The organism is Thermodesulfobacterium sp. TA1 (genome assembly GCF_008630935.1).
Lineage (GTDB): Bacteria > Desulfobacterota > Thermodesulfobacteria > Thermodesulfobacteriales > Thermodesulfobacteriaceae > Thermodesulfobacterium.
This window is the reverse complement of the sequence record NZ_CP043908.1, coordinates 977,284-992,716: the sequence shown is the minus strand read 5'-3', so window position 1 is coordinate 992,716 and position 15,433 is coordinate 977,284. Positions and strand designations below refer to the sequence as shown.

Genomic DNA, 15,433 nt, shown 5'->3' with positions numbered 1-15,433 from the left:
TATGGTAGAAAGAAAGCTTTTTGGCACAGACGGAATAAGAGGTGAGGCTAACTTTTTTCCTATGCTACCTGAAATTGCTTTGCAAGTAGGTAGGGCTATAGGATTTTTGTTTAAAAATCAAAATCACCATACCACCAAGGTGGTTATAGGCAAAGATACCAGGTTATCTGGATATGTGTTTGAGTCTGCCTTGGTTGCAGGGATATGTTCTATGGGAGGATATAGTTTATTAGTAGGACCTATTCCTACTCCTGGAATTGCTTTTTTAACCAAAGATATGCGGGCAGATGCAGGTATCATGATTTCTGCTTCCCATAATCCTTATTACGATAATGGAATTAAAATCTTTGGTAAAGATGGGTTTAAACTTTCTGATGAGACAGAAGCCAAGATAGAGGAGTTGATTTTTGATGAAGGGTTTAAAGACTTAAGGGTACACAAAGATGCTTTAGGAAGGGCCTTTAGGATAAAGGATGCTATAGGAAGATATGTGGTGCATCTAAAGTCTGTCGTTCCTTCAAACGTTGATTTTGAAGGTTTAAAGGTGGTGATAGATTGTGCCAACGGAGCTTGTTATCAAGTAGGACCAAGGGTTTTAGAAGAACTTGGGGCTGAAGTAATAGCCATAGGCTGCAACCCAAACGGAATCAACATCAACGAAAAAAGCGGCGCCCTTTATCCCGAAAACATTCAAAAAGCGGTTTTAGAAAATCAGGCAGATTTAGGTATAGCCCTTGATGGAGATGGAGACCGTATCGTGGTAGTAGATGAAAAAGGAAATTTGTTAGACGGAGACGATCTTTTAGCTATTTTTGCTATAGAATTAAAGGAAAAAGTCCAACTTACTAACCTTACGGTAGTAGGAACAATAATGAGTAACCTTGGGTTAGAACTTTTCTTAAAAAAAGAAGGTATTAATTTTCTGAGAACTCCTGTAGGAGATAGATATGTAGTGATGAAAATGAGGGAGGTAAACGCTGTTTTAGGAGGAGAAACCTCAGGTCATATTATTTTTCTTGATAAAGCTACCACAGGAGATGGCCTTTTAGCAGGATTGCGTCTTCTTTCTTTGGTTAAACAAAAAGAAAAGCCTCTTTCTGAATTGGCTAAACTTTTCGAAAAACTTCCTCAAGTTATAAAAAACATAAAAGTTAGTAAAAAAATTCCTTTAGATGAAATAGAGGGTATCCAAGAAAAGATCAAGCAAGCAGAAGATAGGTTAGGAAAAACGGGAAGGATAGTGATAAGACCTTCAGGTACTGAGCCTAAGTACCGTATAATGGTTGAAGGAGAAAACCCAAATTTAGTAGAGGAAATAAGCGAAGCATTGAAAGAATTTCTTCAGAAAAAGTTAGGTTAGGGGAAACGTGCGCTGGAAAATCTTGGTTTTCTGGATTAGTATCGGATTATTTCTTTGGGCTGGATTTAAGCTTAAAGGTTATGAATTTGTCCATTCTAGAGGGGCTGTAGCTTGTCTTTCTTGTATGGGCCTTGAAGAATGAAAAGAAGGATTGTACAGGTTTTTTCTTTGTTTCTACATAACGGATATTTAGTTTTTCCCTTTACTAAAACCCTTTATACAGGTCCTTTAAAAGGGTTTTGTGCTCCGGGATTAAATTGTTATTCCTGTCCTGCCAGCCTTTTTTCTTGCCCTTTAGGGGTTTTACAGAATATATTAAGTGCATTAAAGATTTTAAAATGGCAGACATTGATAGCCCCTTTTTTGTATTTGTTAGGTTTTTTTCTGTTTTTTGGGCTAACCTTAGGAAGGTTTATCTGTGGTTGGGTTTGTCCTTTTGGTTTTTTACAGGACCTTATCTACAAAATACCCTTTTTAAAAAGAAAAATTACTTTTCCTTGGAGGACACAAAAATACTTAAAACATTTGGTGCTTATAGGACTGGTGTTTTGGGTGCCACTAACTTTTCAAAATGAAATCGGATACGGTATTCTTGGGTTTTGTAAATTTCTTTGCCCGGCAGGAACCTTAGAGGCAGGTTACCTAAACCTGATTCTAACCTCAGAACTTTGGGATTATATAGGAAGACTTTTTTACTTTAAGACCTTGTTTTTATTAGGGGTTATGATTTTGGTTTTGGTAGATTACAGGTTTTTTTGTAAAAACCTATGTCCCTTGGGTTTAATATATGGGCTGTTTAATAAGTTTAGTTTTTTGCGATTTAAAATAGACGTGGATAGATGTACTCGTTGTAAGGCCTGTGAAAAAATTTGTCCAGTTGACATCTATCCTTTAGAAGAGCCAAATTCAGTCGAATGTATCAGATGTCTAAACTGTGTAAAAATTTGTCCTCACCATGCTATACATATAGAAAAAGGAGATTTTAACCGTGTTATACCCTCCGGTTGTTTTAAATAAACTTGGGGTCCAAAATTATTTAAGAAGAAGCCTTTGGTTTACTCAAAAAGACATAAAAGATTTTGAGAAACTTTCAGAAAAAATTTCCCCTGGGGATTTGGTAACCATCTTTTCAGAGGAAAAATATTTTTTGGGGATAGGATATTTTAACCCTCAGTCTTTTTATTGTTTAAAACTTCTTTCTACCGAAGAACAAAAAATAGATATAAACTTTTTTGTACAGGTGTTTAGTAAAGCCTTAAACCTTAGACGGTCGTTATATCCTGGAGAAGGCTGTTTTCGTTTGGTTTTTTCTGAAGGAGATTTTGTACCTGGTTTAGTAGTAGACCTGTTTGAAAAAATTGCGGTGGTGCAGACCCATACCCTTGGTATGGAAAAACTTTTAGCTTTTATTATAGAAGCTTTAAAAGTGGTGCTTTCTCCTGAGGCTATAGTCTTAAAAAACGACCATGTTAAAAGACAAGAAGAGGGGCTTCCTCTTTACGTAAATGTAGCTTATGGGAAGGTAGAAGAACCGATTTTGGTTACTATAGATGACATAAAGTTTTTAATTCCGATTATTTCAGGACAAAAAACCGGGTTTTTTTTAGACCAGAGGGAAAACCGAAGGTTTGTAAGGGATCTTTCAAAAGGTTTACAGGTGATAGACGGATTTTCTTATATCGGTGGTTTTGGATTTTATTGTTTGAAAGGTGGGGCTGAAAGGGTTTTCTTGATAGACCGGTCTGCTGCTGCCCTTTCTTTGGCTGAAGAAATCGCCAAACTTAACCACTGGAAAGATAAACTTATAGCCCTTCAAGGAGACATTTTTAAAATACTCAAAAATCCGCCTAAGGTAGATATGGTAGTCCTTGACCCTCCAGCCTTTATAAAATCTTATAAACATATTTCTGAGGGAGAGAAAAAATACGAAAGCCTTTATTTTTTAGGTCTTAAAGCTTTGGAAAAAGGATATTTTTTTGGGTTTTCTTGTTCTCATTTTTTAAAATTTGAAAGACTTTGGTTTTTGATAAAGAATTCTCTTAAAAGCTTACAACTTAACGGGAGGATTATTTTCCAAGGCATACAGGCTAAAGACCATCCTATTAATCCTTTTGTAGAAGAGACTTTTTATCTAAAAGGAATAGGAGTTTATGTAGAAAAATAAAGGGAGAAAACCAAGATGATAAAAAAAGAAGTTTTACATGCTTTGTGGATAGGGGTTTTGGCAGGATGTTTCGGTGGGTTGGTAGGCTTAGGGGGTGGGGTGGTGATGATACCACTTATGGTAGGTGTTTTAAAACTTTCTCAGCATCAAGCCCATGGAACCAGTCTTTGGGCTTTGGTTTTTACAGGGCTTATCGGGGCTATTACTTACGGGATGCATGGTGCGGTAGATGTTGTTGCTTCATTGATTATAGCTATTACCGCGATGATCACCGCAAGAAAAGGAGCTAAGTTTGCCCATAGCCTTCCTGAATGGAAGCTTAAAAGGTCTTTTGGTGCCTTTTTAATCTTTGCTTCTATTTTACTTTTAGTAAAACCCTATGTAGGAAGCCTCTATCATTTCTCATTAGCAGGAACTGCTAAGATTTTAGCGTTGCTGCTTACAGGGGTGTTTGCTGGTTTTATAGCCGGGATGATGGGAGTAGGTGGAGGAACGATTATGGTACCAGCTTTAGTTTTAGGTTTAAACTATGGACAACATCTTGCCCAAGGAACCTCGCTTTTATGTATGGTCCCAGCTGGGCTGGTTGGTGCCTATACCCACCTTAAACTGGGAAATGTGGTAAAATCCATCTTACCTGGTCTGGTCATAGGGATTATCATCGGTACCTTTATAGGAGGAAACGTTGCCAATCTTTTACCTGAAGCTTACTTGAGGGTCTTTTTTGCTACGATAGTCATCTGGACAGGGATAAGGTTTCTGAGAACTCCTAAACCTAAGGATTAACCCTATTCTAAACTTTTAGACGAAGATTTTTCAGAAACCTCTTTTTTAAGAAGAAGCGCACCGGTTAAAAGAGGAATAACCTTTTCTAAAGAAACTTCTTCTTTTTTTAAAAGAACTCCTTCAAAAACTACATGTTGAGGTTCATCAGGTTGGAAAAAGAAGAGATAGGCGTTTGTTTCAAGTTCTGGGTTTAAGAAAAGTATACATTCTTGCAAAAAAATTTCACGATCGATCAGGTTTTTGTAAGCCTTTTCTTTTTCCTTAAAAGGTTTTTCTAATAAAACCCAAGGCTCTATGTAATTTCTCTTGATAGAGCCTAAAAACCGGTAGTTTTTTATTTTATACCAGGTACCTTTAGTCCCTTCCTTTTTTAGCACTTCAGTTCCTACAAGGTAGAGTTCCTTAAAAAACAAAGATTTTTTAGAAGTTTTTACATAAGAAAAGTTGAGATGAGATACCAGGTCAAACACCTTTAGTTTGTAAACCTTCCCCTGGCTAAATTCTTCTATAAAACCTGGTCTTTCAATCAGTAATTGCCAGTATTTTTCTTTTAAAAGGTCTGCTAAGAAAGACAACTTGCGGTTTTGAGCTTCAAGGTCTTTAAGTTTAGTATACATGGTTTTGCGTGAAAGCCTTTGGATGTATTTGTTTCTATATTCTTTAAAGAGTTTTTCGTTTTTTTCTAAGTTTAAGGTTTCGTAAGCTAAGTTTAATTCCAAAGCCTTTTTAGGGTCACCTCCTTTGTCTGGATGATGGTAAAATTGAAGCACCCTATAGATAGCTTTGATAAGCTTAGCAAGGGTTTGTTCATCAAGTTCTTTTACTATTTTAGGGGTTAAGCCGAAAATTTCAAAAGGATTGGTCTTTAAGGTTTTAGAACTCATGGTTTAAAAACTTTTTCAAAAAATTTAAGAGTTTTTCTCTTTGTGGTCTTAATAACTTTTCAGGCCTCTGGTTTATGAGTTTACCTACCTCATCGGTAATAAAAAGGATAGGCTGGGTTTTAAGATTAAAATATTTACCCAAAGAAAACACCGCCGAAGTTTCCATGTCCAAAGCACAAACCTTTGTTTTCCATTTTTTTATAAGTTGTGTATTCTTTTCAAAAATAAAAGGGGCGTCAACAGAAACAATACTACCTAAGGAGGGGATAAGCCCTGTTTGAATAAGATTTTCTTTAATTTTAATAAAAAAACTTTGTTCTGGTTTAAAAACTTTGGTTTTTCCTAAGTAAAGCCTTGAAGTCCCTTCTAAAGAATAGGCCTTAATAGGAAGAAAAAGGTCTCCTATCTTAAGGGTTTCTCCTAATTTAGCCGCCCAGCCTATGGTTAAAAGTTCTTTAAGACTCCAATGATTAAAGACTTCAAAGAGTAATCCTAACATAGGAGCCCCTAAAACCGGCCCACAAATAAACCCTCTTTCATCGTATTTTATCGTAAGGTTTAAAAAAGAAAAATGTTTTTTAAAAAAAAGGTTTTCCTTAGCGAACCGCCATTCAGGTAAGGTTAGAAATAAAATCCCACGCTCCCCTGTTTTTAAGTCTATTTTAGGTAAGAACATAGTCTGTCTATCCGGTATTTTATTATCAAATCTTGGAAAGCAGAGTTTTTTAAAGGGGAAGAAGAAAAACAGAACAGATGAGAAAGACAACGACAATCGGTTGAACCAAAACCAGATACAACTTCTTCCGACAGTTTAAAAAGGTCAGAGGCAATAGCACATTCAAGTTTTTCAGAGGCACGGATAGGGATAGGAAGGATAGCCGTTGCTTGGGCTAAGAGATAGTCTATGTGCCAATGAGGTTTTTTGTGCTTTCTCAAATGTCTTTTAATCCTTGCTTCAAGCCCTTGCATAGCAGAGCCAACATATACATAAAAACCTGGTTTAATCGTAAAATTTTTTTGGTTAGTTGAAAGGTTTACCCATCTATCTATCTTAAAAACCAGAAGATAGGTTCCTTGGTCTTTAAGTTCCTTTTCTAAAAGGTTAAAAGGAATGTTAACATGTTTTACTTCTTTTACCTCAGTAAACCCTTCATCCCAACCTAAGGCAACAGCCCTTAAACTTATCTGGTTTTTAACCTTTAAAAAGGTTTCTGCAAAACCAAAATCTATATGATAGGCAGGAAGAAAGTATTCTATGTCTGGATTCATAACCACAAAAAGCATCTCGGCTTGATAGCCCTCTTGAGAAAGGTTTAAAAGCTCTAAAAGGTGTTTTTGGCCTCTTTTGGTCTCTGCGTCAGGAAACATAGCGATTTTTTTACCAAAGAGGGTACAGGTTTTTATTTCTAAGACCCTTCTTTCCTGAGAGATTAGATTTCTTAAAAGAAGGTCAAACCTTCCATCAGCATAAGATGGTTCTGTCTTTTCTACCTCAAATTCTCTATAAAAGGCTATCTTTTGTTGGGTTATAAGGGTTGAAATTACTTGGTTGGTTAGATGGGTGTGAAGAAGCACATAGTTTTTTCCTTTTTTGCAGGCTAAGACTGTATACGGAAGTTTAGCCTCCCCTGTATTAGGCACTAACAAAAGCTCTGTTCCTTCTAAAAGCAACTCCCAAAGCCTTCCAGGATTGGGTAAATAGGCAAGATAAATTCTATCTTTAGAGCTAAATCCATTTTTTATTTTGATTTTAACTACAAATCGGTTAACTCTATCTATGAAAAAAGCAGGGATTTTATCAAAACAAAAAGGATAGGTTATTTTTAGCATGTTTTTCGTAATTTTTCTATAAGAAGAAAGATAGCTACCCCAAAGGCTATGGCTACGTTTAATGATTCTTTTTCTCCATAAAGGGGAATTTCTAAAATCATATCCGCTTCTTCAAGCACCCTTTCATCGACTCCGGTAACCTCATTTCCTATAACCAAAGCTAAGGGAAAATCAGATAAACCAATTTTTTGAATAGGCAGACTACTGTCGGTAATTTCTAAAGCTGCTATTTTATATCCAAGATTTTTTAAATGTTTTACTGCTTGATAGGTGTCCCCAAAATACTCCCAAGGCATGGTTTTAGTGGTTCCTAAGGCTGTTTTTTCAAGTTTGGAGTTAGGAGGATAAGCAGTAATACCGCATAAAATAAGTTTAGAAAGGTAAGCACATTCTGCTGTTCTAAACATAGACCCTACGTTGTAGGCACTCCTTATGTTGTCAAGCACAGCTACCAAAGGAAATCTACTATTAAGACGGTTTTGACGCCATTTTTTTAAGATTTCTTCACCTTCTAATTTTTTCATACTCGTTAATTTTAAAATAATCTCAAGAAACTGCAAATAAAAAGAAGAAGCCTCTCTTTATTTTAAGGAGGAGATTTTTAATAACAGATACGTGAAAATGCCTTGAAGTTTTTAGGTTTTATGATAGTTTCTTAAATTAAAAATAGGACTTAAGGAGGCCCTTATGAAAGAATATACAGTAGCCGTGGTTGGTGCAACCGGTGCCGTAGGAAGGATGATGATTTCGGTTTTAGAAGAAAGGAACTTTCCTGTAAAAGAAATAAGGTTTTTTGCCTCTTCTAAGTCTAAAGGATTGAGACTTCCTTTTAAAGGTGAGGAGATACCCGTTGAGGTTTTAGAAGAAACTAAAAGTTTTAAAGGGATAGACATCGCTCTTTTTTCAGCAGGAGCCCAAAGAAGTTTAGATTTTGCCCCGCTTTTTGCAAGAGATGGTGCAGTGGTTATTGATAACTCAAGTGCTTGGAGGATGGACCCTGAGGTTCCTTTGGTAGTGCCAGAAGTAAATCCTCATGCGGTAGCCCAATATAAAAATAAAGGTATAATTGCCAACCCTAATTGTTCTACTATCCAAATGGTAGTAGCCTTAAAACCTTTACACGACTACGGTAAAATTAAAAGAATAGTAGTAAGCACCTATCAATCGGTTTCTGGAGCAGGACAAAAGGCTATTGCTGAGCTCGAGGCTCAAGTTAAGGCTTGGTGCAGTGGAGAACCTATGCCAGAACCTAAGCATTTACCTCAGTTTATCGCTTTTAACTGCATTCCTCAGATAGATGTTTTCCTTCCTAACAGATATACCAAAGAAGAGATGAAAATGGTAGAAGAAACTAAAAAAATTATGGAAGACGAGAGTATTAGAGTAACCGCCACCACAGTGCGAGTGCCTGTGTTTTACGGACATGCTGAATCTGTAAACATAGAAACAGAAAAGAAAATTAACGTAGAAAAGGCTATAGAACTTTTAGAAAAAGCACCTGGTGTATTGGTGTTTGACAATCCAGAAAAGAAGGTTTATCCCCTTCAGATAGAGGTTGCAGGAAGAGATGAGGTGTTTGTAGGAAGGATTAGAGAAGATTTTTCTGTAGAAAACGGACTAAATCTGTGGATTGTAGCAGACAACCTAAGAAAAGGGGCTGCTACCAATGCCGTTCAAATAGCGGAATTATTGATTAAACACTATCTTTAAGTAATGAAAATTTTAATAGAAAAAGAGGCTTTTCCTTATCTTCTAACCCAAGAGATAATCGCTAAATATCCCTATGAAATTATTTCATCTTACGAAGAATTTCATTGGGAGGCAGGAGCCTTTCCAGCATCTGTTATTTCCTTAGGCAAAAAATATCTATTTTTGATGAGGTTCAGAGGTAGGTTTTTTAGGAATTGCCCTGGAACTAAAAACTATCTTTGTTGTGGTTATAAAATCTTTCATTTTGCAGAAGGCTGTTTGTTTGACTGCACCTATTGTATCCTTCAGGTTTATTTAAATCGTCCAGGTATAAAACTTTGGGCTAATTTAATAGAAGAAGGATTTCCTGAACTGGAGACAGTTTTAGATAATGCTAAAAGAGAGGGTAGGGTATTAAGAATAGGAACAGGCGAGTTTGCAGATAGTATGGTGTTAGAACCTTTCGGAGGTGTTTCTGAAAAGCTGATAAATTTTTGGGAAGAAAAAGACCCTTGGGCTGTGCTTGAACTAAAAACCAAGGCTTTTATCAAAGAAACCTACTTTAAAAAATTTAAACCAAATCCTAAGATTATATTTGCTTGGTCTGTTAATACGCCTTTTATCATACAATCAGAAGAAATAGGAACCCCATCTTTAGACCAAAGACTTGAAAGCGCGAAGCTTGCAGTAGCCCATGGGTTTACCGTAGCCTTCCATTTTGACCCTATCATCTTCTATGAAAACGCTGAAATCGAATATCCTAAGGTGTTAGAAAGGATTTTAAACGAAATACCTTGGGAAAAAATCGCTTGGATAAGCTTAGGAACCTTAAGATACCCCAAAGAATTAAAATATATTGCTGAAGAAAGGTTTCCAAAAACCAAGATTTATAGTTATGAATTTATCGAAGGGCTGGATATGAAAAAACGCTACTTTATAGACCTTAGAAAAAGGCTTTATCAAAACCTTGCTAAACTTATAAAAGAAACTGAAGACAAAATAGCCTTTTACTTTTGTATGGAAAGCGAACGGGTTTGGAAAGAGGTTTTAGGAAAACCTTTTGAAAATCCTGAACAGGTTGTTCAGCTTCTTGATAAAGTGGCTTATAGACTGTGTCAAGGATAAAATCAAAACTTTTAATCCTAATCTTAATTTTTTGGCTTTCAGGTTGTGTTAACCAATCTCAACCTAAAAGTTGTAAAGACTGCCATCCTCAGGTTTTTTTTGACAGGTTTCATCAACAACTTTCTTGTATCCAATGTCATCAAGGTAGAGAAAAAGCCACCTCTAAAAAAGAAGCACATAAAGACTTGTTAAAAAATCCACCTGCTGATTTAGTTTATCAGGTATGTATAAAATGTCATAAATTTGAAGTAGAAGGTTTTAAAAATTCTTTACATTATACCTATCGCAAGATGATTTCTCATACTTTTCAAGCCTTTGGAATACCTAAAAATCTTAGTGTAAGAGAACTTAACGCTTATAGGTTTGAAAAGCCTTTTGACCCAACCTCAACCTTGATAGATTTTCTCAGAAGAAGATGCTTTCTCTGCCATGTAGACTATGAAGGAGAGGATTATCCAAAAACCAGAAGGGCTAAGGGCTGTTTAGCTTGCCATTTTAGGTATCAAGAAAAAAAACTAACAGGACATTTTATCCTCAAACCTAAGATGGATAACTGTTTAGCCTGTCATTATAGCAGTTATATAGGCTGGGATTATTTGGGATATAGTCCTCATAACTGGTATGAGGACTATCGTGCTCCTTTTATCAAAGGGAAAACTCCTGAAAGACCCTATGGGATCGAGGCTTATCAACTTTTAAGAAGTGTCCATTATGAAAAAGGTATGGTCTGCACCGATTGTCATAAAAAAGAAGAGATAATGTTTCAACGCCAAAAAATTAAGTGTTTAGACTGTCATCAAAAACTTAGTAAGCCTATACATACTCGAGAAAATCTTTTAAAATATAGATGTGAAGTCTGCCATGTAAACTTTGTTAACCTTGATGGGGAACTTTATTGTAGACTTGAGCTCAACCCTTTGTTAGAGGACTGGGAAGGACTTGCTGTACAAGAATCTTCTGAGGTTGAAAGATTTTTTAGTCTATTAATTAAATCTCCTAATTTGCCTAAACCTTTGATGAAAGACAAGCTTAACGGAGAATTAAAAGAAGGGTTGTGGTTATGTGGTTTGGGTGAAAGAACCTTTGAAAAGATAGTTTTAGGAAGGGATTTATATGGTAAAATTTGTGTTTTGAGAAAAAAACGGATAACCATAGAGTATGAAGATTGGGAGTTAGAGGGGACTCTTAGAAAGTGTGTTTCTCCTCATTCAATAGGAAAAGGTAAAATCTTTGGTGTAGGAGGTTTTTGATGAGGTATGACGGGAGGGCTTTTGACCAGCTTAGAGAAGTAAGGTTTACAGTAGATTTTTTGAAAAATCCCTTAAGCTCGGTGTTAGTAGAATTTGGAAATACCAAAGTGCTTTGTACGGTAAGCTTAGAGGAAAAAGTCCCTTCTTTTCTTAAAGGTACAGGAACCGGTTGGATTACAGCAGAATATGCCTTTATACCTGGGGCTACCCATGAGAGAACCCCAAGGGAAACCATGGGAAGAAAAGGTAGGTCTATGGAAATACAACGTCTTATAGGAAGGGTATTAAGAGGGGTCGTAGACCTTTCTAAGTTAGGAGAAAGGACGTTATGGATAGACTGTGAGGTCTTAAACGCAGACGGAGGGACCAGGACCGCCTCAGTTACCGGAGCTTTTTTAGCTTTAAATCTTGCTGTGAAAAGACTTCTTGAAAAAGGAGTTTTATCTACTTCCCCAGTATTAGAATTTTTAGCAGGTGTTAGTGTAGGTAAAATAGGAGAAAATTTTTTATTAGACCTTGATTATCAAGAAGATATACTTGCAGAGGTAGACGCTAATTTTTTTATGACTGAATCTGGAAAAATAGTAGAAATTCAAGTAAGCGCAGAAAAAAGTCTTTTTACCTGGGAGGAATTAGAACAGATGAAAAACTTGGCTTTTAAAGGTATAAAAGAACTTATAAACAAACAAAAAGAGGTGTTAAAGGTATGAGTAAAAAACTGACTTTGATTATCGCTACCTCTAACTTAGGTAAAGTTAAAGAAATCACCGAAGCCCTTAAAGACCTTAAAGAAGAAATAGGTTTAGAAATAGAAAGCCTTAAGGATTTTCCAGAGATTCCTCCTCCTGAAGAAACAGGTAAAACTTTTTTAGAAAACGCCATGCTTAAGGCTAAGTATTATGCCGAGAAAACAGGTTGCTTGTGTCTGGCTGATGATTCCGGGCTTGAGGTAGATGCATTAAAAGGTGCACCTGGGGTATACTCTTCTCGTTATGCCGGGGAAGGGGCAACCGATGAAAAAAACAACCAGAAACTTTTACAAGAATTAGCAGAGGCTCCTTTTGAAAAAAGAACTGCAAGGTTTAAATGCGTCATGGTTCTTTATCATCCTACCGGAAAATATTTAGTTTCAGAAGGGGTTTGGGAGGGGAGGATAGGTTTTGAGCCCAAAGGCTCTTTTGGTTTTGGATATGACCCTCTTTTTTTAGTTCCAGAATATAACTATCAAAAAACCGCAGCAGAACTACCTTTAGAAGAAAAAAACCGTCTAAGTCATAGAGGAAAAGCACTACAAAACCTAAAAAAAGAAATTTTACCCTTTTTAAAACAATTTACGCAATGTTAAAACAAGAACTTTTAGACTTTTCTCACAAATTAAACACAAATTTTATTTTTCCAGATAATTTACTTAAAATCGGTGTATTAGCCGCTTTTTCGCAGAAACTTTCTAAAAATTTTGATTTTAGTATTTTAAAACAAGTTAATGATTATAGATGGTTTTTTCCTAAACAGGTGCATAGCGATATTGTAATTTTTCTTTGGGAGAAAGATTTGGTTCCAGAGATTTTTGGAATAGAAGGGGATGCGGTGCTTACTAATCAGAAAAAACTTTTGGTGGGGGTTAAGACCGCTGACTGCGTACCGATCCTCTTAGCCACCCAAGATGCTAAAATAATAGGTGCTGTTCATGCTGGATGGAAGGGGACAGTGTCTAAAATTTTAGAAAAGACCCTTAAAACGGTCTTAACCTTAGGTTATAGACCTGAAGAAATCTTTTTGGCCATAGGCCCTCATATCAAAGCCTGTTGTTATGAAGTCCAAAAAGATGTTCTCCTTTATTTAGAAAAAAATTTTTCTTTTTATGAAGATGTTATAAGATATAATCAAGAAAAATTCTTTTTGGATTTGGAAAGATTAAACGTTTATCAAGCTTTGTCCTTAGGTATACCTGAAAGTAATCTTTGGATTTCTCAGGACTGTACTAAGTGTTTATCAGGCCTTTATTGGTCTCATCGTTGCCATGGAAAAGACAGAGGAGTACAAATATCTTTTATAGGGAACTTTTAGGCTTATGTTTTGGGTATATACTCTTATCTATTACCTGGTAGCAGGTTTGCTTTTACCTAAGGAGTTTTTGAAAAGACCTCCAGAGTTAAGGTTAAAATGGTTAAAGGATAAGTTTGCCCTTTTTAAAAAGTCTGAAAATTTTTCTTCAGGTTCTACTATCTGGGTCCATTGTGTATCAGTAGGGGAAGTCATAGCACTTTCTTCCCTTGTTAAAAGGTTATCCAACAACCACAACATCCTTATAAGCACTATTACTGACACAGGACAAAAGGTAGCTAAGGATCGGTTCAAAGGCCTTTCGGTAGAAGTGATCTACTTACCTTTAGACTGTCCTTTTGCGATAAAGAGAACGTTAAAGGCTTTTAATCTTAAGGCTTTAGTCATTTCTGAAACAGAGATTTGGCCTAATCTTATCCATACTGCAGCCCAAGAAATTCCTGTTTTTTTGGTTAACGCACGTCTTAGTCAAAAATCCTTTAAAAACTATCAAAAAATAAAGTTTTTTATCCGAAGGGTTTTGGAAGACCTTACTTTAATCGTGGTTCAAGATAACCTCTATAAGAAGAGGTTTAAGGCTTTAGGGGTGCCTGAAGAAAAAATTATCGTAGCAGGAAACACTAAGTTTGACCTTGAAATCCCTTATGTTGAATTTCCCTGGGAAGATAGGTTAAAAAAACCGGTTATCATTGCCGGAAGTACTCATCATCCTGAAGAAGAAATAATTACCGAGGCTTTTCTTTCAGTAGTAGAAGAAGGAACATTACTTTTAGCCCCAAGGCATCCTGAACGCTTTGAGGAGGTATTTTCTCGGATAACTTCTTTGATATCTAATCAAAAAGAAAACAGGTTTTACAGGTTAAGTAGCCTAAATTACGAAAAATTAAACCTTCAAGACGCTAAAAGGATTATCCTTCTGGTAGACCAGATAGGGATTTTAGGGAGCCTTTATAGGTTGTGCGATTTAGCCATCATAGGAGGAAGCTTTATCCCCCATGGAGGACAAAACCCGTTAGAGCCTATTTACTGGAAAAAGCCTGTGGTGTTTGGCCCTTCTATGGAAAATTTTCCTTTTGTCCAAGAATTTTTAGAAAAAAAGGCTTGCCTTCAAGTTTCTTCAGAAAAACTTGCTGAAACGCTAAAAGACCTTTTAAATAATCCTCAAAAACTTGAAAATTTGTCTAAAAAAGCTTACCAAATCTATCGTTCAAAAACCGGAGCCACCGAAAGAATTATTCGTTTGTTAGAAAAATATCTTTAAATTTTTGTTAACTCTGATAAAATTATAGTTAACAAAAATCTATTAAGTTATTGGAGGCGACTATGAAAAAATTTGCAGAGGTGATGGTTTTAAGGAAAGGGGTTTTAACATCCGGCAATTTAGGTATAGAAGTATTTTGGGGCTTATTAGGTGCTCTTTTAATAGGGCTTTCAGCTCAGCTTAAATTTTATCTTCCTTTTTCTCCTGTGCCTGTAACCTTTCAAACCTTTGGGGTTTTTCTAACCGCGCTTCTTTTTTCTCCTTTTAGATGTGGTTTAGCTCAATTTTTTTATTTATTTTTGGGTGCCTTAGGACTTCCTTGGTTTGCTGGAGCAACCGGAGGTTTTTTAACCTTGGTTGGTCCTACAGGAGGATACCTTTTAAGTTTTTTACCTGCGGGATTGATGGTAAGTTTTCTTTATCATAGGTTTATCTGGACAAAAAGTTTCTTGGGTCTGGTTTTTCTTCTGGTTATAGTAAACTTTGGGGTTATTCATCTTATGGGTATGCTTTGGTTAGGCTGGATATTAAAAATTTCTGACATAAAGGTTTTATTGTTGATGGGAAGTTTACCTTTTATTTATGGAGACCTTCTAAAAATTTTTTTGGTAGTTTTTACTTTAAAGTATATATTAAGAAAGTTTTAAAAGCCTCTTGCCAAAATTTCGATTAGGTTTTAAAATGTTAAAGTTAGATTAGGAGGGGTGCCCGAGTGGACGAAGGGGTGCGACTGGAAATCGCATGTACGGGCTAAAACCCGTACCGCGGGTTCGAATCCCGCCCCCTCCGCCATTTCTTTTCTTATTTTTTCTTCTTTTCAATTCTTAGTTATAACTTCTAAAACGTTAGAGATTTTACCGAGATTTACAACCCTTTATTAACGCCGAAACAATCCTCTCAATGATAAAACATGGGTTTTCATATAAGGACCTTGCAGAGATGTCTTATCAAGAGCTTAAATTTTGGCTTTTCAAACTTACAGAATTTTACAAAAACCTTACGGAAGATATTTAAGCCTTT

At 36.0% G+C, this 15,433-nt stretch carries 17 protein-coding genes and 1 tRNA gene; 14 read left to right on the top strand and 4 right to left on the bottom strand.

Going from position 1 to position 15,433, the window contains the following annotated elements:
- Position 1 precedes the first annotated feature (1 nt).
- The 5 genes from glmM to F1847_RS05080 are packed head-to-tail and all read left to right on the top strand — an operon-like array spanning position 2 to position 4,310.
- Positions 2 to 1,360 carry a phosphoglucosamine mutase gene (gene glmM / locus F1847_RS05095; protein ID WP_150072011.1) on the top strand — a complete coding sequence of 453 codons (1,359 nt, stop codon included), beginning with the start codon at positions 2 to 4 and terminating at the stop codon, positions 1,358 to 1,360.
- 7 nt (positions 1,361 to 1,367) lie between these two features.
- On the top strand, positions 1,368 to 1,502 hold the full coding sequence (locus F1847_RS09410) for a hypothetical protein (RefSeq protein WP_255449501.1): 135 nt from the start codon (positions 1,368 to 1,370) through the stop codon (positions 1,500 to 1,502).
- A complete protein-coding gene (locus F1847_RS05090) occupies positions 1,499 to 2,377 on the top strand; it encodes a 4Fe-4S binding protein (protein ID WP_150072010.1) in 879 nt (292 codons plus the stop codon). Before F1847_RS09410 ends, F1847_RS05090 begins: the two co-directional genes overlap by 4 nt.
- Positions 2,349 to 3,524 (top strand): class I SAM-dependent rRNA methyltransferase, encoded by a 1,176-nt coding sequence (locus F1847_RS05085; protein WP_150072009.1) that lies wholly within the window; start codon positions 2,349 to 2,351, stop codon positions 3,522 to 3,524. The genes F1847_RS05090 and F1847_RS05085 overlap by 29 nt, the downstream gene beginning before the upstream one ends.
- Positions 3,525 to 3,539: 15 nt before the next feature.
- Positions 3,540 to 4,310 carry a sulfite exporter TauE/SafE family protein gene (locus tag F1847_RS05080; RefSeq protein WP_168194271.1) on the top strand — a complete coding sequence of 257 codons (771 nt, stop codon included), beginning with the start codon at positions 3,540 to 3,542 and terminating at the stop codon, positions 4,308 to 4,310.
- 2 nt (positions 4,311 to 4,312) lie between these two features.
- Here the strand turns inward: F1847_RS05080 and F1847_RS05075 are convergent, their stop codons facing one another.
- The 4 genes from F1847_RS05075 to F1847_RS05060 are packed head-to-tail and all read right to left on the bottom strand — an operon-like array spanning position 4,313 to position 7,548.
- Positions 4,313 to 5,194, bottom strand: coding sequence for a hypothetical protein (locus F1847_RS05075; RefSeq protein ID WP_150072008.1), 882 nt, complete (start codon positions 5,192 to 5,194; stop codon positions 4,313 to 4,315).
- The gene (locus F1847_RS05070; protein WP_150072007.1) at positions 5,184 to 5,870 is read right to left on the bottom strand and encodes a nucleoside phosphorylase; all 687 of its coding nucleotides are present in this window, start codon (positions 5,868 to 5,870) and stop codon (positions 5,184 to 5,186) included. Before F1847_RS05070 ends, F1847_RS05075 begins: the two co-directional genes overlap by 11 nt.
- Complete coding sequence (gene sfsA, locus F1847_RS05065; protein ID WP_150072006.1) at positions 5,852 to 7,024, bottom strand: DNA/RNA nuclease SfsA; 1,173 nt, start codon at positions 7,022 to 7,024, stop codon at positions 5,852 to 5,854. Before sfsA ends, F1847_RS05070 begins: the two co-directional genes overlap by 19 nt.
- Complete coding sequence (locus tag F1847_RS05060) at positions 7,018 to 7,548, bottom strand: RNA methyltransferase (RefSeq protein WP_150072005.1); 531 nt, start codon at positions 7,546 to 7,548, stop codon at positions 7,018 to 7,020. Before F1847_RS05060 ends, sfsA begins: the two co-directional genes overlap by 7 nt.
- A gap of 163 nt (positions 7,549 to 7,711) precedes the next feature.
- On the opposite strand from F1847_RS05060, the gene F1847_RS05055 reads away from it, so the two are divergent.
- The 9 genes from F1847_RS05055 (at position 7,712) to F1847_RS05015 (ending at position 15,205) form a co-directional block, all read left to right on the top strand.
- Complete coding sequence (locus F1847_RS05055; protein WP_150072004.1) at positions 7,712 to 8,734, top strand: aspartate-semialdehyde dehydrogenase; 1,023 nt, start codon at positions 7,712 to 7,714, stop codon at positions 8,732 to 8,734.
- A 3-nt stretch (positions 8,735 to 8,737) separates the two neighbouring features.
- Complete coding sequence (locus F1847_RS05050; RefSeq protein ID WP_150072003.1) at positions 8,738 to 9,838, top strand: radical SAM protein; 1,101 nt, start codon at positions 8,738 to 8,740, stop codon at positions 9,836 to 9,838.
- Positions 9,826 to 11,088: a hypothetical protein gene (locus F1847_RS05045; RefSeq protein WP_150072002.1), complete on the top strand. Its 1,263-nt coding sequence runs from the start codon at positions 9,826 to 9,828 to the stop codon at positions 11,086 to 11,088. Before F1847_RS05050 ends, F1847_RS05045 begins: the two co-directional genes overlap by 13 nt.
- Positions 11,088 to 11,798 carry a ribonuclease PH gene (rph, locus tag F1847_RS05040; RefSeq protein WP_150072001.1) on the top strand — a complete coding sequence of 237 codons (711 nt, stop codon included), beginning with the start codon at positions 11,088 to 11,090 and terminating at the stop codon, positions 11,796 to 11,798. Before F1847_RS05045 ends, rph begins: the two co-directional genes overlap by 1 nt.
- The gene (locus F1847_RS05035; protein WP_150072000.1) at positions 11,795 to 12,433 is read left to right on the top strand and encodes an XTP/dITP diphosphatase; all 639 of its coding nucleotides are present in this window, start codon (positions 11,795 to 11,797) and stop codon (positions 12,431 to 12,433) included. Before rph ends, F1847_RS05035 begins: the two co-directional genes overlap by 4 nt.
- The gene (gene pgeF / locus F1847_RS05030; protein ID WP_150071999.1) at positions 12,427 to 13,155 is read left to right on the top strand and encodes a peptidoglycan editing factor PgeF; all 729 of its coding nucleotides are present in this window, start codon (positions 12,427 to 12,429) and stop codon (positions 13,153 to 13,155) included. The genes F1847_RS05035 and pgeF overlap by 7 nt, the downstream gene beginning before the upstream one ends.
- Positions 13,156 to 13,159: 4 nt before the next feature.
- Positions 13,160 to 14,413 (top strand): 3-deoxy-D-manno-octulosonic acid transferase, encoded by a 1,254-nt coding sequence (locus F1847_RS05025; protein WP_150071998.1) that lies wholly within the window; start codon positions 13,160 to 13,162, stop codon positions 14,411 to 14,413.
- Between the two features lie 62 nt (positions 14,414 to 14,475).
- The gene (locus tag F1847_RS05020) at positions 14,476 to 15,060 is read left to right on the top strand and encodes a biotin transporter BioY (protein WP_150071997.1); all 585 of its coding nucleotides are present in this window, start codon (positions 14,476 to 14,478) and stop codon (positions 15,058 to 15,060) included.
- 51 nt (positions 15,061 to 15,111) lie between these two features.
- Positions 15,112 to 15,205 (top strand) — tRNA-Ser (locus F1847_RS05015).
- Positions 15,206 to 15,433: the final 228 nt, after the last annotated feature.

What these genes read in the sequence shown, in the direction of transcription:
- pgeF (WP_150071999.1), top strand. Translation starts at nt 12,427, where the DNA reads ATGTTAAAACAAGAACTTTTAGACTTTTCTCACAAATTAAACACAAAT.
- F1847_RS05060 (WP_150072005.1), bottom strand. Translation starts at nt 7,548, where the DNA reads ATGAAAAAATTAGAAGGTGAAGAAATCTTAAAAAAATGGCGTCAAAAC.
- sfsA (WP_150072006.1), bottom strand. Translation starts at nt 7,024, where the DNA reads ATGCTAAAAATAACCTATCCTTTTTGTTTTGATAAAATCCCTGCTTTT.
- F1847_RS05050 (WP_150072003.1), top strand. Translation starts at nt 8,738, where the DNA reads ATGAAAATTTTAATAGAAAAAGAGGCTTTTCCTTATCTTCTAACCCAA.
- F1847_RS05055 (WP_150072004.1), top strand. Translation starts at nt 7,712, where the DNA reads ATGAAAGAATATACAGTAGCCGTGGTTGGTGCAACCGGTGCCGTAGGA.
- F1847_RS05020 (WP_150071997.1), top strand. Translation starts at nt 14,476, where the DNA reads ATGAAAAAATTTGCAGAGGTGATGGTTTTAAGGAAAGGGGTTTTAACA.
- rph (WP_150072001.1), top strand. Translation starts at nt 11,088, where the DNA reads ATGAGGTATGACGGGAGGGCTTTTGACCAGCTTAGAGAAGTAAGGTTT.
- F1847_RS05035 (WP_150072000.1), top strand. Translation starts at nt 11,795, where the DNA reads ATGAGTAAAAAACTGACTTTGATTATCGCTACCTCTAACTTAGGTAAA.
- F1847_RS05075 (WP_150072008.1), bottom strand. Translation starts at nt 5,194, where the DNA reads ATGAGTTCTAAAACCTTAAAGACCAATCCTTTTGAAATTTTCGGCTTA.
- glmM (WP_150072011.1), top strand. Translation starts at nt 2, where the DNA reads ATGGTAGAAAGAAAGCTTTTTGGCACAGACGGAATAAGAGGTGAGGCT.
- F1847_RS05025 (WP_150071998.1), top strand. Translation starts at nt 13,160, where the DNA reads ATGTTTTGGGTATATACTCTTATCTATTACCTGGTAGCAGGTTTGCTT.
- F1847_RS05090 (WP_150072010.1), top strand. Translation starts at nt 1,499, where the DNA reads ATGAAAAGAAGGATTGTACAGGTTTTTTCTTTGTTTCTACATAACGGA.
- F1847_RS05080 (WP_168194271.1), top strand. Translation starts at nt 3,540, where the DNA reads ATGATAAAAAAAGAAGTTTTACATGCTTTGTGGATAGGGGTTTTGGCA.
- F1847_RS05070 (WP_150072007.1), bottom strand. Translation starts at nt 5,870, where the DNA reads ATGTTCTTACCTAAAATAGACTTAAAAACAGGGGAGCGTGGGATTTTA.